This window comes from Amphritea sp. HPY (assembly GCF_050870985.1).
In the GTDB taxonomy this organism is placed as follows: Bacteria; Pseudomonadota; Gammaproteobacteria; order Pseudomonadales; family Balneatricaceae; genus Amphritea.
The window spans coordinates 5,085,008-5,105,269 of record NZ_CP194015.1 but is presented as its reverse complement, the minus strand read 5'-3'; the positions used below and the strand labels follow the sequence as shown (position 1 = coordinate 5,105,269).

Genomic DNA, 20,262 nt, shown 5'->3' with positions numbered 1-20,262 from the left:
GATTATTTGATGCAAGCAATAAAGAAAGCGATCTATAGCTGGATCAGCCAGCGTTATATGAACGGCTGCAGCAGCTATAACAACCTTGAGGTAAGAAAAGGCTGTCGCTCTAAAGAGCAGGCGCGGGCTGTATTTAATAAGGGCAATGTTCCCCATGCCAGGGGATTAATATTTTTTAACCCTTTTAAAGCACATAGCTTTGCCAAACAGCACGGTTTCCCGCTGGTGATTAAACCCAACGTCAGCGGCTATTCTCGTGGCAGCTACTTTCCAATCAACACTTATGCACAGCTCTGGAAAGCGATCTTCCTGGCAAAGATCTGGTGGCCAACCACAGTGATCGAACAGTACCTTAAGGGCAGTAACTACCGGGTAGTGGCTATTAAAGGTGAACTGATGTCCGTGATCGAGCGCTACCCACCAACCGTTACCGGTGATGGAACTAAAAGCATTAGCGAGCTGATCGATGAGGAGAATGCTATTCGGGCTGAAATGAAACTACACCCGACCATCTATCCGATCCAGAAGAACGAACAGACGATAAACTTCCTCAAAAAGCAGAACCTCAGCATGGATTCAGTGCCCGCTGAAGGTAACGTTATCACCCTGTTTTACCGTATATCTCTGGCCCCCGGCGGCACCGTCAGAACAATAGATAAAAGCACTATCCCAGAGGACAACAAACAACTATTTCTCGACGTACTGGAGATGTTCGACGCCAACATCCTGGGCATCGACGTTATTTTTGAAAAAGGGATCGAGCACTCCTATAAAGATCAGAAATGTATCTTTCTCGAGGTCAACTCCCGCCCTTACCTGAAGATGCATGATTATCCGCGGTTTGGTGAAAAAGAGGATCTGAGCCCTTATTACCAAAAACTCGACCGGTTAGACATCAGCAACGCAGATACTTACTGATGAACAATATCGCGAGAAACTTTTTCCAATTTGCAGGGGTTCATTCCCTGCTGATCGGACTGCTGCCATTCTTTATTCCGGTGTTGCTGTTGCAACAGGGTGCCTCAATAGAAGGTATCGCCCTGTTCATTGCCGTTACCGGTATTGGTTTTATCGCGTCCCTCAAGCTCTGGGAAATTATCTACCACCGGGCTAACTGGCGCCTGATCACGGCAGCCTCTTTTGTCGTAGAGATACTCTTGGTAGCAGCCTTGCTGTTCAGTGATGAGTCACTGCTGTTGCTGTGCGCCGCTCTGCTTAACGGCGCCTACAACTGTTTCTACTGGACCACCCAACGGGTGTTGTTCAGTACTATGACCGCTGAGCCGGTTCACCACACCACCAACCAAAGCTTTACCGACCAGCAAAACCCAGCAGATCACCAAACGGGTAGAAACTTCGGCAACTTCCAGATCGTTGTCGTTGTGCTGCTTAAACTGGGTATCATCATCAGCGCGTTTCTGCTGGAAGCGGGTTACGAATTCCAACTGTGGTTTCTCAGTACCGTCATTTCAGTCAGCGCGATGCTATGGTTTTTACGCGCCGACAGTCTCAGCGCTTTTTCTGCTATCAATCCATCTCTGGCAGAGCCTGCACCGTCCGAAACTGACGAGCAAAGTCCGACTGGCCTAAAGCAAGCCAGTCACAGATCCATATTCAGCTTTAAAGACGAACATAATTCGGCGGTGGTGTTTTATCTCGACGGTGTCTTTCTGTTTCTGGAGAGTTATTTCTGGGTAATTTCGCTGTATTACATCACTCAGGAAAACGTCAAACAGCTGGGGCTTATCGTTGTCACGCTGACAATTTTCCTGTCGGTTATCTTCTATCTGCTGAAAAACAGAATTGACGGTATGGACCGCAATAAAGTCTATATCACCGCGGTGGTTTTCTATGCCCTGTCCTGGTTACTGCGCAGCGCCCTGGATACGGAGTTGCCAACCTACTGGATCTATCCAGCAATCCTTGTAATCGCCTTCTTAACCACCTTCTTCCGGTTAAGCTTTAACAAACGCTTTTTCGACAACGCCCGCCAGCAAAGCCCGCTGCAATATCTGTTGGCAAAAAGCTATCTGTCGCAAATGGGGATAGTGGTTTTCTACAGTCTGATCGCCCTGCTGGCATTTTACTTTACCGATATTCAGTCAGCACTGTCATCGGTCTACCTGATACTGACCCCTATCGCACTGATCTACCTGGTTTACACATCCCCGGGGGAAGCGATAACAACAGCAGAAACCGGCTTGAACGGATCAGATTCAGCCACAGCACCCGCGAACTTACAGCTTAGTAAAACGGAACACTAACATGCAGAACGTTATCGACAGTACTGTGGACATCCTCGATCAGCTACAGGAATTTATTGTCGGCTTAGACCCCGAGACCTATCAGCAGGGGTCTAAACCCCTGTTTGACAGCACCATCGGCCAGCACCTGCGGCACATTCTGGATATCTACCATGCGTTGATACGCGATATCCACAACCCGCTGATCGACTATGATATTCGTCAGCGAGGCATCCCTCTGGAGACAGATCAGAATGAAGGGATTTTTGCGCTGAACGCCATCCGGCAATGGCTGACAACATTAACCCCGGCCGATCTCGAAAGGCCAGTCAGTATCAGCTCTGAAGTCGATATCGCCGAACAGCGCTGTGCCACCTTCCAATCCTCATTTGGCAGAGAACTGCTGTTTGCCTCAACCCATGCGATTCATCACCTGGCACTGATGGCCACTTTGGCCAAAGTTCTGGGCTGCCAGGTCAACAGCCAGTATGGCGTTGCACCAACGACGGCATCTTACCTTCGCTCACTGGAGCAGCAACCGTGTGCACAGTAAGCTGGCTACTTGAAGCGAACGGTTACCAGCTGTTTTTCAATCGCGATGAACAGCGCAGCCGCAGCATCGCACTGCCACCACAACACCATGAAAGTGAAGGAACCAGCGCACTGATGCCGGTTGATCCCGATGGTGGCGGTAGCTGGATATCGGTCAATGAAAAAGGCCTTAGCCTGTGTTTGCTGAACTTCTATCAGGGACAGTTACCCGATGGCGTACTGAAGAGCCGGGGACAGCTTCTTAAGTCATTGTCGACCTTAGGCTCACAGCAAGAAATCAGCGCAGAGCTGTCTGCTATTAACCTGCGCCAGTATGCCCCGTTTACTTTGTTGGCCTTCGCCCGTGTCGCTTCTGAAACCGGTGTTATAAATATATCTTCACGAGGCTACCAATGGGACGGCGTTGAGCTGATAAAGCTTGATATCTGCAGCCCGATGACCTCCTCATCAGTTGAGTTCGCGTCGGTATCCAAAGCCCGTAAGAAACATTTCAAAGGGCTATCTGAGAATCCCGATGCAAACCACTTACTGGCTTTTCATCAGAGCCATCAGCTTATAAAGGGCCATCAGCTTTTAGAAAGTAAACCGCAAGTTAGCAGCCATCTGATCCAGATGGGTCATCATACAATTGCCGGCCACCAGTCCGTCTGTATGCACCGCGATGATGCTAAAAGCGTTAGCTTAAGTCATATCAAAGTAAACGCCGAACAGGCTATGTTCAGCTACCTGGACGGCTCTCCCTGCAAGCACAAGCTGCGCAGTATTAGTGCACTGAGAAAAACGGCTAACCTGACCCGCCTGTCACTGGAACCGGCCAGTTATTACAAAACCGCCGCAGATATTGTGCCGCATGAACGACGAATGTAAACATCCGCCAGAACGCGGCTCCGCCGCTTGCCAGTAGCCAGACGTATCGCAAGCGATACTTACCAGAAAAAGCGACAGGCGGTTCTGTAGAAATCTGGTCGATTCGTTGTCGTGCTATATTTTGTCTGTGCCGTGACAGGTATGATGGCGCAATTACAGGCCCTTTTTAAAACCCATTTTTTCGACCTTTTGCCGGATACGACTATGAATGATGAGATCAACTACAAGAACAACCCACTGCACGGTCTTAGTTTAAAAGACCTGTTGATTGAAATAGTCGATCACTACGGTTTTGAAATACTCTTCGCCTACCTGAATATCAATTGCTTCAAGACCAAGCCAAGCATCGAATCCAGCGTGAAGTTTCTCAAGAAAACCGACTGGGCGCGCGAGAAAGTTGAAGTGTTCTATCTGTATACATATAAGAACCTGCCCCGAGCCTCTTCCACACAGTTTGCCTTGCCACCCAGGGATCGTATTGTGCCAGAAGGCCAGGTACCCGGTGAACCTGCTGAACTGAGTTTCGAAGATGCTGAGCGGTTACGTGAAAAACGCGCTAAGAAAGCGGCCGAGCATGGCAAAGGTGGCGGACATCGCGCTGGCAAAAGTTATGGCGCTAAACGCGGCGGCTATTCCAGCAATCGGGACAGCGATGACACATGGAAAGCCAACCGTAAACCCTCAGGTTCCCGAGATAGTTCGGATAAAGGCGATTCCGATGCTTCTAATTCTGACCCTTGGGGAAACTGGAAGAAAAAGCACTAAACCTCTAAGCTCCCGGATAGACCGATGAATACTGAACCTCATACAACCAATACACCAGAATACGGCGTAGGAGATAACTCCTACCTGGCGGCGGGTGAACTGCCCGGCCTGACCAAACTGGTCAATGACTTCTACGACATCATGGACGACATCCCGGAATCAAAACGAATCCGGGATATGCACCCCGACGACCTCAGCGAATCCAGACAGAAACTGGCCTACTTCCTCTCCGGCTGGCTCGGCGGCCCAAGGCTGTACAGGGAAACCTTCGGCCCAATAAGCATCCCCGCCTCCCACAGCCACCTCGACATCGGCGCAAAAGAGAGCGACGCCTGGATCCTCTGCATGCAGAAGGCCGTTGAACTGCAGCCCTACGAAGAGTCGTTCAAGCTGTACCTGATAGAACAGTTACGCGTTCCAGCAGGACGCATCCAAATGGCCTGCGGTAATTAGAACGCAGCTTCGCTGCTCGCTAAACGTCGCTGCGCGACTTGCCAGAATGATGCTTCGCATCTTGCTAGTAGCTAGAGGTTCTCTGTATCAACAAAGCAGTGTTCAAGACAAAGAACTTCGTAAGAAGAGTTTCTGCCAATCTATTTAAAAACACCTAATTATCTGCCACGCTTTGCCACTTGAATAACTATGAAAAGTCGTAGAGTATCAGTCAGATACGGATATCAACAGGCGGGTTTACCGGCCTGTTGAAAGTGACAAAGCGTGCCAGCTCGTTTTCAGAGGATGAAAAACAATGAGCATCAAGGAACTTCTTGTTCTCAGATAGATACCTCCCCCTTGCCGCAAACCCTGCGGCAGCAAAACGCGCACGCACACAATTAAGCTGTTATGCCCATGTGGAATATATGAACATTCAAGAAATCAAAGAAACGAACTGGAATAACATTTTAGAAATTCAAGGCGAAGCTTACCAAGAGGTTGGCCCTGAAGATTTAGAGGTGCTCAAGAGTAAATGGGCAGCTTCTCCAGAGACTTGCTTTGTATGTTTATCAAATCAAGGTGCTGTGCTTGGTTATTTGTTGGCACATCCTTGGAATGAGGTAGAGCCACCGAAATTATTTGAGCCTTTACCAAATATACAGGGCGGTGAATGTTTATATCTTCATGACATGGCTATTAGCTCTCAATCAAAAGGGCAAGGCATAGGTCGTGCGATGATGATAAAGCTAATTGAGGTAGTACAGAGAAAGGGAATTATTAAGATTAGCCTAGTTGCAGTCCAGGGATCGGAAAGCTTTTGGTCATTACTTGATTTCAGAGAGGTTCAAGGGACAGAGGTATGTTCAAGCTATGGTGAAAATGCAGTTTTGATGAAAAAAGTATTGGTGGCATAACAAGGCCTGCTAGGGGGATACAAAAACCGTCGCTTCACTTTGGTTTTCATACCTCTGCTGGCGGCGTTACCCTCAAAAAAAGCGCATTGATTAACATGCACAAATTGCCTGACGGCAAAGCACTATCTGGGATAAAACTCTGAAGCTAAAACGCTTTTTCTAGCAAGGAAAGCTCGCTTTCCGTCTAGCCACTATCAGGAGCCAAAGGCTCCGCTCTAGCCACTCAAAATAAAAAAGGCGCATCGGTTAACCGATGCGCCAATAGCCTGATGGCTTGGACTATCTGGGATAAAACTCTGAAGCTAAAACGCTTTTTCTAGCAAGGAAAGCTCGCTTTCCATCTAGCCACTAGCAGTCGCGGAGCGACGTTCTAGCCACTCCCGCTTTAGCGGGTAGGTACGGCGGCGTAAGCGACAACTTCACAAAGCATCTCTTCACGAGCCAGACCAGCAACAATCATCGCCGCACGGTTCGGATACGGTGCTTCGAAGTAGTCAGCGTATACCTTGTTAAATACCGGCAGCTGGCTGCGATCAGTCACGTAGATCAGCACCTGGGTGACATCAGCCATAGTCAGCTCAGCCGCTTCGATGGTGTGCTTGAAGTTTTCCATGGTCTGGCGTGCCTGAGCTTCGATACCGCCCTCAACTACCTGACCTTCTGCATTGATTGGAATCTGTGCAGTCGACAGCTGGCCGTTAGCGATAACAGCCCATTCCAGTGGTGCTTTAGAGGCGAACAGTTCAGTTTTTACAGCTTGTTTCATAACGATTCACTTTCAAAAATTAACAAAAATAAATAAGGGTAAAAATTCTAGGGGTAAAAACATGGGGGTAAAAAGAGGGAGCGGCGAAAGCCGCTCCCTGGATAAGCAGATTAAACAGATCAGATTACAGGCCTTGTTCGTCGGCCATCTTGCGAGCGATCTGCGGTGCCGTCCAGAGGGATGGCAGCAATACCAGCGATACCGGTACCGCAGTCACTACGATGAACGATTGCAGGGCAGAGATACCGCCGGAGCCGATAGAGATCAGCAGCGCTGCTACCACACCCATCATGATGCCCCAGAACACACGAACAGAAGCCTGTGGATGATCGGTGCCGGTCATTACCATAGAAACCGCATAGGTCATGGAGTCACCGGTAGTGGCCACAAAAATGGTGGTCAGGATCAGGAACAGTACCGAAATCATGAAGCCCAGCGGCAGTTGTTCAGTAATCGCCAGCAGTGCTGCAGGCAGGTTGAAGCCGGTGAACGGTTCAGAGATTACACCCGGATTAGCCAGTTCATAAGCCAGACCGCTACCGCCCACGATAGTGAACCAGAAACAGGTGATAACCGGTGCAACGATAGAGATCAGCAATACCATTTCACGGATAGTACGACCCTTAGAGATACGCGCAACGAACATCGCCATCAGCGGACCGTAACCCAGGAACCAGCCCCAGAAGAATACTGTCCACCAGTCCAACCAGCCAGGGCTGGCACGGAAAGTCGCCATCGGAATGAACTGATCCAGGTAGATACCGAACGAGTGCAGGTAACCATCAATGATGAACGCGGTAGGTCCAAATATCAGGATAAAGGCCATCAGAATAACCGCCAGTATGACATTGGCACGGCTCAGAATCTGAATGCCCTTGGTAACACCACTTACAGCAGAGATGGTGTAGATACCGATAAGACCAACCAGGATCATCACCTGAGTCATGTAGGTATTTGGGATACCAAACAGTTTTTCCAGACCGAAGCTCACCTGCAGACCCAGGAAGCCGATCGGACCTACAGTACCGGCAACTACGGCCAGTACACAGCTTGCATCTACGATCGCACCCAGCGGGCCGGTCATTACCTTGTCACCGAATACAGGGTACAGCAAAGTACGCGGCTTCAGCGGCAGACCTTTTTCATAGTGCAGGTACATAAATACGATACCGGTAAGGCTACCGAGGATAGCCCAGGCCAGGAAGCCCCAGTGCATAAAGCTCTGTGCCAGCGCGTTGTATGCCGCATTGACAGTACCCGCTTCAGTCCCTGCAAACAACGGTGGTGCTGAGGTAAAGTGCGCCATCGGCTCAGCCGCAGCCCAGAATACGCCGCCACCCGCCAGCAAGGTACACATGATCACAGAGATCCATTGGAAAGTCGGCATCTCCGGCGCTTTAACACCGCCAAGAACGACAGAACCGGTACGACCGATGGTCAGGAACAGACCGATAACAAAGGTCAGTAGCAACAGCACCTGCCAGTAGGCGCCGAAATATTTAGTCGAGGTAGCAAAAGCACTGTTTACCCAACCAGACACCAGATCGATGTCATACAGGGAAAATGCTACGAACAGCAGCAGTACACCGCCACTGATCAGGAATACCGGCAGATCGACGCCTGCCAGAAATTTTTTATCGGCCATACCAGCCTCGGAACTTGCTGTCTGTTGCCCGGCAACAGCAGCTTGCGTTGTGTTACTCATTTTAGTCTCCTGACGGATCTTTATATTTATTAGTTATCAGGTAAATCTATGGTGCATACCGGACTCTCATCGGTCGGCACCATAAACGGTTATAGAACTGCTTTTTTTGTGTAAATAGTTACTGCGGCTTAAGCCCTTCGTCTAGCGAGCCTTCAGCCCTTCATCTAAAAAGTTCAGCCAGTTCTGACCCATAATCCTGGCCACATCTTCATTGTTGAAGCCTCGAGCCAACAGACCAGCGGTCAGGTTCGGGAAGTCACGGCTATCACGGAACCAGGACAGCGGACGTGGCCAGTCGGCATTCGCCTTAGAGCCTTCGCCGTAGTCCATAGACTTTGACCAGCGACCGTTACGCATCCACTCCAGTACCGACAGCGGCTGCTCCTGACACAGGTCGGTACCAATACCGATCTGCTCAATACCCATCAGGTCAGCAGTGCTGGCGACCATGTCGCAGAAATCTTCCAGGGTACAGTCCGGACCGTTCTTAAGGTGGAACGGATAGAGACTGAAGCCCAACAGACCACCGGATTCACCCAGCGCTTTCAGTACCTTGTCGGACTTATTCCGCTTCGCTTCATGGAAGCTCAGTGGATTAGCGTGGGAGATCACGATCGGGCGCTCAGAAATTTCGATCGCATCCAAAGTGCTGCGCTCGCCGCTGTGGCTCATATCGACAATCATGCCAACCCGATTCATCTCTTTGATCGCCTGGCGACCAAAGCGGGTCACGCCGCTATCTTCCGCTTCGTAACAACCGCAGGCCAACAGGCTCTGGTTGTTATAGGTCAGTTGCATAATCATCAGGTTAAGCTCACGCATCACCTCGACCATGCCGATGTCATCTTCGATCGGGGAGCAGTTCTGCGCCCCGAACATGACGCCAACCTTACCCAGCTGTTTAGCCAGACGGATATCCGCTGCGCTTCTGACCGGCATGATCAGATCGCTGTTCATTTCGAAGTGACGGTTCCACTCAGCGATACGCATCAGGGTTTCACGAATCTGCTCGTGGTAAACGATGGTGGCGTGCACCATCGTTACCCCACCTTCGCGAAGCTGTTCGAAGATCGCCCGATTCCAGTTGGAGTACTGGAGGCCATCAACAACGATCAGATCCGAGTGAAGGGATGAGTGAAGCTCTTGTTGCTGTTGCATAAGAAACCTCCGTTAGCCACGGATGTAAGTAGTTTTAACGATGGTGTAGAACTCTTTCGCGTAGGTACCCTGTTCACGGGGACCAAAGCTGGAATCCTTACGACCGCCAAACGGCACGTGGTAATCGGTACCTGCAGTCGGCAGGTTAACCATGACGCAACCGGTCTTGGCATTACGCTTGAAATCGGTCGCATATTTCAGGGACTCAGTGCAGATACCACCGGTCAGACCGAAGTTAGTATCGTTCAGCGTATCCAGCGCCTCGGCGTAGTCCTTAACCTTGATGATGCAGGCGATCGGCGCGAAGGCTTCTTCACGGTTGATCGTCATCGCATTGGTTGTTTCAGTGAACAGCGCCGGCTGCATGTAGTAACCTTCGGTGTCTTCGGTCAGCACATCACCACCGTAGACCAGCTTGCCGCCTTCGTTTTTAGCGGTTTCCAGATACTGCAGGTTCTGTTCCATCTGGCGGGCATCAGCCACGGCGCCGATATGAACGCCTTCCTTCAGAGGATGGCCGATAACCAGCTTCTTCATGCGCTCAACCATCGCTTCTACGAAACGATCGTGAATACCTTCAGTAACGATCAGGCGGGAAGACGCAGTACATTTCTGTCCGGTACCACCGAACGCACCACCGACGGCACACTCAACAGCGTTATCCAGATCAGCGTCATCCAGTACTACCAGAGCGTTCTTGCTGCCCATTTCCAGCTGGCACTTAACCAGGTTTACCGCTGTAGCAGCAGCAACCTTACGGCCAGTTTCCAGAGAACCGGTAAAGGTCAGGGCATTAATACCGCGAGAGTTGATCAGCACATCACCGACTTCAGCGCCCGGTCCCATGACCAGGTTGAAAGTACCGGCAGGCAGACCCTGGCGGGAGATAATCTCAGTCAGTGCCCAGGCAGAAGCCGGCACCTGATTGGCAGGCTTCCAGACAACAGCGTTACCAAACGCCAGCGCCGGAGCAATTTTCCAGGCACCGGTAGCGGTCGGGAAGTTCCACGGCGTGATGATACCCACAACACCAACAGGCTCGCGGCGGGTTTCAATCTCTACGCCAGGGCGAACTGAATCAGCGGTTTCACCCATCTGACGCAGCACTTCCGCAGCGTAGTAATGGAAGAACTGACCGGAGCGGTAAGTTTCACCTGCACCTTCTGCCAGAGTTTTACCTTCCTCACGGGCCAGGATCTCGCCCAGCTCATCTTTACGAGAGATCAGTTCATCACCGATCGCCATCAATACGGAGTAGCGCTGTTCCAGACCACTCTTCTGCCACTCAACCTGACCTGCCGCTGCAGCAGCGATTGCTGCTTCAGTCTGAGCTTTGTCAGCCTGAGCATAGTGACCGATCACATCGCTGGTATCGGCAGGGCTGATGTTTGCCACGCTGCCTTTGTTACCTTCGACCCACTCACCTGCAATGTAATTACGAAAAACTGAATCAGACATATAAACCTCCCGAATGTGTATGGATCAATCATAGGCCCTGTGCTTTAATAAAAATAATTAATAAATAATATTCCGCGATAAGGTTTACTTATTAAGGCTTATGAATACCGATAGAGGCCCGCCATGCTGCCTGAATTCAAGATCGCTCAACTTCGTCATTTTGTCTGGGTCTCTGAACTGAAAGGTTTTCATGCAGCCGCAGAAAAAGCCCACCGCACCCAGCCGGCAATCTCACTATCGATTCGTGACCTGGAAAATAAACTGGGAGAATCCCTGTTTGAAAAGCGCAACGCCAAAACCGCGAAGACCGAACTGACACCGTTCGGTCAGCACTTCCTGCCTAAAGCCAAGGAGCTGATCGAGCACCACGACCGTATATCCCAGGATATGACCCTGCTGGCTGAGCATAAGACCGGTCATCTGCGACTGGCATCAGTTCCTTCTATAGCCAGCCAGGTGTTACCTGAGTTGTTACTGGAATTTGTCAACGACGTACCGGAACTGCATATCAGTTTTTTTGACGATAACTCCGATGCGGTTTACCGGATGGTCGAAAACCAGCAGGTGGACTTCGGCATCGCCCACCTGTTCCACGAACAGGAACACAGCGATAAAACCTTTATCCCGATCTGGGAAGACCAGATCGGGGTAGTCTGCCCGAAAGATCACCCACTGGCTGAACATAAAGAGCTGCACTGGAAAGAGCTGCGTAACCACCGGCTGATCGGCAACGGTACCTCCCGCCTGCTGGAAGACAGTGAAGCAAGGCCGCTGCTGGGTCACTCTCAGTTCTATATATCCAATATGATCTCACTGATCGCGATGCTGGAAGCTGGCTTTGGTGTTACCACCCTGCCCCGCTATGCCGTACCTAAAGACAGCAAGACCTTATGCTTCATTCCCCTCAGCACACCGGTGGTTGTGCGTCGCATCGGTATTGTAAAGCTGACGAACAAGTCACTGACCCCTCCGGCCCAGGCCTTGGTAGACTTCATTCTGGAGAAAAGTAATCCGGCAGAATAAAGCCTGGTAAATTTGACTAACAAGTCACTGACGGCACAGGCACTGGTCGACTTTATTCTGGAGAAAAGTAATCTGGCTGAATTAAGCCTGGTAAAGCTGACTAACAAGTCACTGACGGCACAGGCACTGGTCGACTTTATTCTGGAGAAAAGTAATCTGGCTGAATTAAGCCTGGTAAAGCTGACTAACAAGTCACTGACGGCACAGGCACTGGTCGACTTTATTCTGGAGAAAAGTAATCTGGCTGAATTAAGCCTGGTAAAGCTGACTAACAAGTCACTGACGGCACAGGCACTGGTCGACTTTATTCTGGAGAAAAGTAATCTGGCTGAATTAAGCCTGGTAAAGCTGACTAACAAGTCACTGACGGCACAGGCACTGGTCGACTTTATTCTGGAGAAAAGTAATCTGGCTGAATTAAGCCTGGTAAAGCTGACTAACAAGTCACTGACGGCACAGGTACTGGTAAATTCATTCTGGAGAAAAGTAATCTGGCTGAATTAAGCCTGGTAAAGCTGACTAACAAGTCACTGACGGCACAGGTACTGGTAAATTCATTCTGGAGAAAAGCAATCCGCCTGAATTAAGCCTGCCAATAAAAAATCCGGGCTGCGACCCGGATTCTAACCACCCTGAATGCATAGAAAAAATAATACTTTCACTGCTTTTGATAAGTTTCTCTTATTAAGCGATATAACCTTCTGATTTGTGCGGCATCCTCTTTTTACCCCATGATAAGTGACACACAGGAAGGTCGTTATGGTATCCGACAGATCTGATCCATACTGAAGCAGTAGCTATTTCCTTTCCGTGTAACCGGCTCTGCCTATAACGATTACAAACGGAACCAGCAGAGTCAGCAGGAATTACCCGGTTTCGAACGCATCTATGCTGTAAACAAAAAATCAGATGTGTAGGGACTGAGTGAAAGCGCAACAGCTTTCAGACAGTCTCGAGTAGCTATTTAACGAGGATAAAAATAATGACCACGCCAGCTGCCATAAACGCTGCCCTGCGCGGCGACAACGCACTGCCGCTGCGGCCGATCAACCAGGTCATGGACCTGGAACGTCTGGGCGCAATTCACCAGAGCCGACTCAGCTTCATGCGGACTCTGGTACGTCGCATCATGCGTGAACGCTGGCAGATTGAGCCAGCCCGCTTTGAACTGGATGAACAGGGCTACGGCACCGTGATCTATGAGATCACCACGCCAAACAAGCTGTACAGCTTCGTTCTGTTCTCCGATTACCTGTCTCCGGACGAGCGTAACGATCGGGTTATCGCAACCAAGTGGGACCTGACCATGGCCCTGGTTGACGGTCAGGTTGACGATATCTACCTGGAAAAACTGCGCCAGAATGTTCCGTTACAGGAAGCAGGCCGGGTCGATGCACGGGTGTTTGTACTATCCCGAGCCAACCGCAGCGCACGCAACTTTGATTATGTAGTCGATCAGCTGGCTAAAGGTGAACAACCTGATGTCGCACAGATCGCTAAAGTCGGTTACCTGTACCGCACCACCGCCGTATACGGCAGCGGTAAACTGGGTATGGCTGACTGGGAGAAAGTATCCACCCGTCACGCTGATTTCGCCCGTCCATTTGCCGCCGAAATGTTTGTCTGCCTGATGCTGCGTAACTTCAGCCTGCTGCAGACTGAACATATCGCACAATACCGTGCACCGGAGACTTACAATCCGATGCAGCCTGAAATTAAGCGCTTCTTCGGTATCGGCAACTCCACCGGTCTGGGAATGGCGCCTTACCTGATCAACCATCCATTGTTGATCAACCAGTGGGTTGAGATGCGTGAGCTGGCGCTGGCCCGGATTCGGGTACTGGGCAATATCAACCGCCCGGTACTGCAACAATTGCCTGAACTGCTCGACCGTTGCGCTATTCACACCGAGCAGACCGTCACCGAAGATGAGTGGCAAACCGCTAATAACCAGCAGGTGCTGAAAGATCTGGCCGCGATCAAACAACAGACTGCGACCGACTTCAGCAGCTGGGATGAACTGCTGCAATGGAGCGAGAAAAACTGCTCCCTGCAGGGCCAGGAGATGCTGGTTTCAGTAATGCTGGAACTGTATCCGGAACTGGTCGATGACCTTGAAGATTACCATGCAGCAGAAGAGTATCTCGATCTCGATCCGGTGATGCCGGTACAGCAACTCAAGCAGGTTATCGAAGAGCGTTACCAGTGGGCACTGAGCTTTGATTTCGCTGTAGAGGGTGCCAAAGATATCTTCTGGTACCGCTCGGAAGAAAAGATGGAACCCCGTCTGGGTGACACTAAAGAAGAGGACGGCAAAGAGAAGCAGATGGCCCTTGGCGTCGCTTACGCTGTACGCAAATGCTACGACCAGCTGAGTGAATATGTTGCCGAAAATCCGCAACATACCACCGCCCGTTTTATGGTTGCACAACCAAAATTGCGCGGCATCGTACGCCGGATCCAGAGCATGAATCGCTGCATCTACGGCGATATTCAGGCCAATCTTCTGGACCGCGAGATCCTGCCGATGCACCTGTTGCGTGCCAAGCTGGCATTCTTCGGTGTCGGTAAGTTTGATCCACGCTCCAAGCTGTGGGTTCGTAACACTATGTTCCAGGGCGCACCGCTGCTGGAAGATATTGGTAAGACATTTAACGACGACTGGTTTATGCCACTGGCCCCTCAAGAGCAAGGAGAATAGCAATGCATGTATCAATGATCGAACTGAAAGCTGCACTGCGTCGCTGCTTCGAGGCAACCGGATATTTTGTCGGCAATTATGAAGATGCCGCCAACATGATTCTGTGGCTGGAAAAACATGGTCTCAACGGCCTTAATGAACTGCAACGGGCGCTACCCTTCATCAACGAAGACAAAGCCAAGCCACTGAGCACCGTTATCTATGAAGACAGCACATCTGCGATTATCGACAGTAACGGCCGCAGCGCACTTAACTGCATCGCCGCCTCCGTTGACCTCGCCCACGCCAAGGCGCTGGAAAATGGCATCGCAACGGTGACTGTGCATAACTGCCATAACCGGATGTTTATCCTCAAGGCCCTGACCGATTGTGGCCGTCGTGGTATCAGCGTTGCAGCCTACTGGCAGAACGGTAGCCAGACCGTCACCGAGCATACTGCGGCGATCAAGGCCGGCGAGCGCTACCCGAGCTACAGTGAGGCCACCACCAACCTGTCTTCCAATGAAAAAGACAAGCAGGCGCTGACCATTATCTGCAGCTCCCGGGTCGATCTGACTTCGTCCCTGCAGCGCTCCAAAGGTAATCGTAATGCACGTTATGTCAGTGCCAAACAGGTTGAGCTGAACAAGGAACACAGCGTCGATTTCGGTATCGATATCGATGCAGCGCTGTGGGCTAAGATCAACAAGATCGGTGAAGGTATTCTGGTCGAGAACAGTGAGCGTTCACGGCAGGGAGCCGGTGGTCGCTGATCAGCAACTGAGCTTACGCAGCGTTGCTGTAACAGATTAGGTAATGCGGGCTCCCCCCCGTTTTGCTTGATACAAACGACCCGTACTCCGGTTTGCACCAATCGGCGTGCGGGTCTTTTTTTACAAACACGAATGCAGTAGATTAAACCTTCTCAGTTCAATACGGCCAGACGTCGCTACGCGACTTGCTAGACGGGAACTACGTTCCCTTGCTAGTAGCTAGATGGTTTTCTTTATTCACACAGTAGTATTCATAACAATAAACGTTGTAGCCTGAATTTCTGCTAGTGTCATTTTGAGCTGCGGGGTATGCTCCAGGCTTTTTCTAGCTACTAGCAAGTCGCGAAGCGACGTCTAGCAAGCAGCGAAGCCGCGTTCTAGCCACTCTTTTTTATACGGACACGATGATTTACACCTTTCCAGAGCTAATTGCTCTGTTAATAGTGACTTGCGGTATTATGCTGCAGAGCTGGTTTGGTATTGGCTTTGGTCTGGTCGCAGCACCGTTGCTGTTCCTGATTAACCCGGAATACGTGCCGGGTCCGATCCTGATTCTGGGCTTTAGCCTGTCGGTACTGGTGGTCCTCAGGTCAGTGATGTTGAGAAGCCAGGGCGAACTGAGCTGGCGCAGAATCGCGCCGGCCATTATTGCCCGGCTGCCCGGTGCCTGGCTGGGCGCCCTGTTACTGATATCAATTCCAGCCTGGAGTCTGAGCCTGCTATTTGGAGTCACGCTGCTGTTAGCAGTGTTGCTGAGCTGGAAAGTGTTCAAAGTCCAGACCACCAAACTAAACCTGATAATTGCCGGCTTCTTCTCCGGCTTAATCGGCACCGCCACCTCCGTCGGCGGCCCGCCGATGGCACTGGTGTATCAGGAACAAAACCGGATCACCATCCGTAACGAACTCGCCGCCTTCTTCCTCATAGGTACGCCCTTCTCGATTCTGATGTTAATCCAGCAAGGTAATGTCGACATCGACACCGCAATGCTCAGCCTGAAGATGTTGCCCGGCGTAATCATCGGATTCTGGCTGGCAAAACGGCTGGAGGGAAAGATCAGAGCTGACAGCGCTAAGCCGGTTCTTTTAATCGTTTCCGCAGTTTCTGCAATTGTGGTTATCTATAAGGGCATAGGCGGTTGGCTTGGGGCTTAGCCTAAGTTGCCAGAACGTCGCTGCGTGACTCGCCAGACCGCTGAGCAAGCTCAGCTAGCTAGAACGCGGCTACGCCGCTTGCTAGAAAAAACCTTCTATATATGTGGCAGTAGACAGCTTTTGCAGGTTGGTCGGAGCGGAGCGATGCCCAACAATCCTGAGTCAAAACATTATGTTGGGCATCGTTGCACTCTCCCCAGCCTACAGACTGCATAGAAAAACCCACAAAAAAACCGCCCTAAGGCGGTTTTAAAATGCTTTTTCTAGCAAGGAAAACTTGTTTTCCGTCTAGCTACTAGCAGGAGCCGAAGGCTCCGTTCTAGCAACTCCCGCTTCGCGGGCTACGCAGCGTTCTTCCCCTCAGAATCTGCCTTTTTATCAGCTTCTTCTGAATCATCGGAGGATTCATTCCCATAATCTTCACAAGGGTACTTTTGGACAACCCATCCCGATACTAGTGTCCGGCAGAGTATTTTCAGGTAAAATGCAGACTGCGTGCTTCAGAAATCACCGTTGTTTCAGATTGATATCTCGTCTTTGCCAAAGTTATCACTGCGCATCAAAGCATGCACGTACACGATCTAACTGTTACATAGCACCTGCCGGAAACAGACTATAATGCTGCCGCGAATTACAAGAAAGCTGAACAAAGCGTTAAGATCCACATTCTTATTTCATTTAGTAAAGAGCACCCGCAAAAGTCATATCTATTGCATAGGAACGGCTAAATCAGGAACACACTCGATAGAAGCATTGTTTGGTGATGAGCTGCACTCTGATCATGAACCTGAAAGCGACAAAGTAATAAACATGATCTTAGCTAAAGCAGCTGGGCACATTAGCGATGCTGAACTTGGCGCTTACTTGTTAAAGCGTGATCGAAGATTGTCGCTCGACATCGATTCCTCACAGTTAAACTTTTTCCTCCTCCGTAAACTCGTAGAATTATTCCCTGATGCGAAATTCATTTTAACTATCCGTAATCCATACTCATGGCTTGATTCTTTCGTAAATCATCAGCTCGCTCGCGGAGGCTCCGAAAAATGGATGAAACTGCGCGATCTAAGGTTCCGACCTGACATATATACTCACCAACCGGGAGAACTATTGTTAAAGAAAAAAGGACTCTATACACTCGATGGCTATCTTTCATACTGGGCACATCATAATCGCACTGTGATCGATACAGTCCCAGAAGATCGGTTACTGATCATTCGAACTGACAAGATAACCGGACACTCTGAGGAAATTGCCGGGTTTGCAGGCATATCTATCAGTAGTATTCGAAAAGAAAAATCCCACGCTTATAAAGCCAAAGAAAGATTCAATTTGCTTGATCAAGTCGATCAAGAATACCTTGAAGGCAAGGTACAAGAGCACTGTGGTGACCTTCTTGCTCAATTTTTCCCCGAGATTCAGTCATTAGAAGACGCTATTTCTAATCGCACGCAATAGCAAATAGAGCCCTCGATAAAATAAAAACCGCCCGAAGGCGGTTTTTATATGCTTTTTCTAGCAAGGAAAACGTGTTTTCCGTCTAGCCACTAGCGAGTTGCGAAGCGACGTTCTGGCAGCTGCTACGCAGCGTTCTTCCCCTCAGAATCTGCCTTTTTATCAGCTTCTTCTGAATCATCGGAGGATTCATTCCCCAGCACTTCAGCAAGCGTACTTCTGGTGAGTCGTCCCGTCAGATTACCGTCATCGTCGACCACAGGCAGCGAATAGTCGGAGCCCAGGGTATCGGGAATAACTGTTTCCAGCACCGCGTCCTGAGAGATAGCATCAAGCTCTTCGCAGCACTCTGCTGTCATCTCGGCGGCCTGATCTTCAGCATAGGCTTCTTCCAGCGCTTCCTCTGTGACTACACCCTGATAGCCATCATCGTTGACGTAGTAGCCGTAGTCCTCTTTGAAGCCTTTCATCTGTTTCAGGGCTTCTTCGATGGTGTCGGCGGTGATCCGGTAGGCCGGATCTTTCATTACCGTTTCTACGGTCAGTGCGCGGGCGCGGTTTACGTCGCGGACAAAGGCTTCGACATAGTCGGTGGCCGGGTTGAGCAGGATATCTTCCGGCTCGCCCTGCTGTACCATCTCGCCATCTTTGAGAATCGCGATGCGATCACCGATGCGTAGCGCTTCATCCAGATCGTGGGTGATAAAGATGATGGTCTTGTGCAGTTTTTCCTGCAGTTCGATCAGCTGATCCTGCATCTCGGAGCGGATCAGAGGGTCAAGTGCGGAGAAAGCTTCGTCCATCAGCAGAATTTCGGCATCGGTACACAACGCACGGGCCAGACCAACCCGCTGTTGCTGGCCACCGGACAGCTGTGCCGGATACTGCTCTTCGTAGCCAGCCAGACCAACTGTTTCCAACCACTCTTTAGCTTTGGCCTTGCTTTCGCTTTTACTCACACCCTGAATAGACAGGCCATAAGCGACGTTATCAACCACCGATTTATGAGGCAGCAGGCCGAAGCGCTGGAATACCATTGACATCTTATGCCGGCGGAAATCCTGCAGATCATTCTTACCCAACTGCATTACGTCGGTGCCTTCAATTTCGATCACCCCCTCAGTAGGGTCAATCAGACGATTGAAGTGACGAATCAGGGTGGACTTACCGGAGCCGGACAGGCCCATAATCACGAAGATTTCGCCCTTATTGATGGTCAGGTTGATATCTTTCAGGCCCAGAGTATGGCCTGTGGCCGCCAGAATATCGTCTTTGCTTTTACCCTGGTGTACCAGCGGCATATGTTTTTTAGGATCGTTACCAAACAGTTTGTACAATCCTTCGATACGGATCAGCGCCTGCGGCGTGTTATTTACCTCAGCCATTATCCAAGCCTCCCATGTGACGCTGGGCCCGTTTAGCATACGCCTGGGATACCCGGTCGAAAATAATAGCCAGGGCAACAATGGCTAAGCCGTTGAACAGACCCAAAGTAAAGTACTGGTTTGTGATCGATTTCAGTACCGGCTGACCCAGTCCCTTAACACCAATCATCGAGGCGATTACCACCATCGACAGCGCCATCATAATGGTCTGGTTGATACCGGCCATAATAGTCGGCATCGCCAGCGGCATCTGCACGCCCATTAAGCGCTGCATTGAACTGGCGCCATAGGCGGTAGCGGCTTCCATAACTTCCTTATCCACCAGCCGGATACCCAGGTTTGTCAGGCGAATAACCGGTGGTATAGCATAGATAATTACCGCGATAACACCCGGTATCTTGCCGATACCCAATAACATAACCACCGGTATCAGATAGACAAAAGCGGGCATCGTCTGCATCACATCGAGTAGCGGCGTGATAACCGCTTGCACCTTATCGGAACGGGCCATGGCAATACCTATCGGTATGCCAATTATGATTGCCATCAGGGTGCACACCAGAATAATACTCATGGTCCGCATGGTGTTATCCCACATCCCGAAATAACCGATCAGGAAGAAGGAGATAATCACCCCGACAACCAGTTTCCAGGAACGGCTGGCCATATAAGCCAGGCCTGCCACCACGATAATAACCAGCCACCAGGGCGTCGCCAGCAACAATTTTTCAAACCATACAAGAAAAGACAGCAGCGGATCGAACAGAGACTCGATCACTTCGCCATATTCGCGGGAAAAATCACGGTAAGCGGAATCCAGCGTTTTACGAATGCTGGTCAGTTCGGCACGGTCCAGCTGAGGCACTTTGCTCCACCAGGATGAATCAGCCATATAACACCTCTTTCAAAAACAACACTGCCCGATCACCATC

At 50.4% G+C, this 20,262-nt stretch carries 19 protein-coding genes; 13 read left to right on the top strand and 6 right to left on the bottom strand.

The window, feature by feature from the left end:
* Positions 1–9 precede the first annotated feature (9 nt).
* From ACQUQM_RS22695 to ACQUQM_RS22665, 7 genes are all read left to right on the top strand, one after another.
* Positions 10–918 (top strand): cyanophycin synthetase, encoded by a 909-nt coding sequence (locus tag ACQUQM_RS22695; protein ID WP_432472141.1) that lies wholly within the window; start codon positions 10–12, stop codon positions 916–918.
* The gene (locus ACQUQM_RS22690) at positions 918–2,264 is read left to right on the top strand and encodes a hypothetical protein (protein ID WP_432472140.1); all 1,347 of its coding nucleotides are present in this window, start codon (positions 918–920) and stop codon (positions 2,262–2,264) included. Before ACQUQM_RS22695 ends, ACQUQM_RS22690 begins: the two co-directional genes overlap by 1 nt.
* 1 nt (position 2,265) lies before the next feature.
* Entirely contained in the window at positions 2,266–2,796 is a 531-nt protein-coding gene (locus tag ACQUQM_RS22685) for a DinB family protein (protein WP_432472139.1), read from the top strand.
* On the top strand, positions 2,784–3,662 hold the full coding sequence (locus ACQUQM_RS22680; RefSeq protein WP_432472138.1) for an NRDE family protein: 879 nt from the start codon (positions 2,784–2,786) through the stop codon (positions 3,660–3,662). The genes ACQUQM_RS22685 and ACQUQM_RS22680 overlap by 13 nt, the downstream gene beginning before the upstream one ends.
* Positions 3,663–3,866: 204 nt before the next feature.
* Positions 3,867–4,427 carry a VF530 family DNA-binding protein gene (locus tag ACQUQM_RS22675; protein WP_432472137.1) on the top strand — a complete coding sequence of 187 codons (561 nt, stop codon included), beginning with the start codon at positions 3,867–3,869 and terminating at the stop codon, positions 4,425–4,427.
* Between the two features lie 24 nt (positions 4,428–4,451).
* The gene (locus ACQUQM_RS22670; protein ID WP_432472136.1) at positions 4,452–4,880 is read left to right on the top strand and encodes a group II truncated hemoglobin; all 429 of its coding nucleotides are present in this window, start codon (positions 4,452–4,454) and stop codon (positions 4,878–4,880) included.
* Between the two features lie 407 nt (positions 4,881–5,287).
* Positions 5,288–5,776 carry a GNAT family N-acetyltransferase gene (locus ACQUQM_RS22665; RefSeq protein WP_432472135.1) on the top strand — a complete coding sequence of 163 codons (489 nt, stop codon included), beginning with the start codon at positions 5,288–5,290 and terminating at the stop codon, positions 5,774–5,776.
* A 385-nt stretch (positions 5,777–6,161) separates the two neighbouring features.
* Here ACQUQM_RS22665 and ACQUQM_RS22660 read toward each other — a convergent pair whose 3' ends face one another.
* From ACQUQM_RS22660 to ACQUQM_RS22645, 4 genes are all read right to left on the bottom strand, one after another.
* Positions 6,162–6,542, bottom strand: coding sequence for a RidA family protein (locus ACQUQM_RS22660; protein ID WP_432472134.1), 381 nt, complete (start codon positions 6,540–6,542; stop codon positions 6,162–6,164).
* A gap of 124 nt (positions 6,543–6,666) precedes the next feature.
* The gene (locus tag ACQUQM_RS22655) at positions 6,667–8,247 is read right to left on the bottom strand and encodes a BCCT family transporter (RefSeq protein ID WP_432472133.1); all 1,581 of its coding nucleotides are present in this window, start codon (positions 8,245–8,247) and stop codon (positions 6,667–6,669) included.
* Between the two features lie 141 nt (positions 8,248–8,388).
* Positions 8,389–9,405 carry a dipeptidase gene (locus tag ACQUQM_RS22650; RefSeq protein ID WP_432472132.1) on the bottom strand — a complete coding sequence of 339 codons (1,017 nt, stop codon included), beginning with the start codon at positions 9,403–9,405 and terminating at the stop codon, positions 8,389–8,391.
* Between the two features lie 12 nt (positions 9,406–9,417).
* Entirely contained in the window at positions 9,418–10,863 is a 1,446-nt protein-coding gene (locus ACQUQM_RS22645) for an aldehyde dehydrogenase family protein (protein WP_432472131.1), read from the bottom strand.
* 123 nt (positions 10,864–10,986) lie between these two features.
* On the opposite strand from ACQUQM_RS22645, the gene ACQUQM_RS22640 reads away from it, so the two are divergent.
* From ACQUQM_RS22640 to ACQUQM_RS22615, 6 genes are all read left to right on the top strand, one after another.
* The gene (locus ACQUQM_RS22640) at positions 10,987–11,886 is read left to right on the top strand and encodes a LysR family transcriptional regulator (protein ID WP_432472130.1); all 900 of its coding nucleotides are present in this window, start codon (positions 10,987–10,989) and stop codon (positions 11,884–11,886) included.
* Positions 11,887–11,898: 12 nt separating this feature from the next.
* Positions 11,899–12,390 (top strand): hypothetical protein, encoded by a 492-nt coding sequence (locus ACQUQM_RS22635; RefSeq protein WP_432472129.1) that lies wholly within the window; start codon positions 11,899–11,901, stop codon positions 12,388–12,390.
* A gap of 478 nt (positions 12,391–12,868) precedes the next feature.
* Positions 12,869–14,587: a hypothetical protein gene (locus tag ACQUQM_RS22630; protein ID WP_432472128.1), complete on the top strand. Its 1,719-nt coding sequence runs from the start codon at positions 12,869–12,871 to the stop codon at positions 14,585–14,587.
* A gap of 2 nt (positions 14,588–14,589) precedes the next feature.
* On the top strand, positions 14,590–15,339 hold the full coding sequence (locus ACQUQM_RS22625) for a DUF3726 domain-containing protein (RefSeq protein WP_432472127.1): 750 nt from the start codon (positions 14,590–14,592) through the stop codon (positions 15,337–15,339).
* A gap of 404 nt (positions 15,340–15,743) precedes the next feature.
* Positions 15,744–16,493 carry a sulfite exporter TauE/SafE family protein gene (locus ACQUQM_RS22620; protein WP_432472126.1) on the top strand — a complete coding sequence of 250 codons (750 nt, stop codon included), beginning with the start codon at positions 15,744–15,746 and terminating at the stop codon, positions 16,491–16,493.
* A gap of 618 nt (positions 16,494–17,111) precedes the next feature.
* Positions 17,112–17,948: a sulfotransferase gene (locus ACQUQM_RS22615; RefSeq protein WP_432472125.1), complete on the top strand. Its 837-nt coding sequence runs from the start codon at positions 17,112–17,114 to the stop codon at positions 17,946–17,948.
* Positions 17,949–18,070: 122 nt separating this feature from the next.
* Here the strand turns inward: ACQUQM_RS22615 and ACQUQM_RS22610 are convergent, their stop codons facing one another.
* The gene (locus ACQUQM_RS22610) at positions 18,071–19,330 is read right to left on the bottom strand and encodes a quaternary amine ABC transporter ATP-binding protein (protein ID WP_432472124.1); all 1,260 of its coding nucleotides are present in this window, start codon (positions 19,328–19,330) and stop codon (positions 18,071–18,073) included.
* Positions 19,323–20,222, bottom strand: a complete 900-nt coding sequence (locus ACQUQM_RS22605) for an ABC transporter permease (RefSeq protein WP_432472123.1) — start codon at positions 20,220–20,222, stop codon at positions 19,323–19,325. Before ACQUQM_RS22605 ends, ACQUQM_RS22610 begins: the two co-directional genes overlap by 8 nt.
* Positions 20,223–20,262 lie beyond the last annotated feature (40 nt).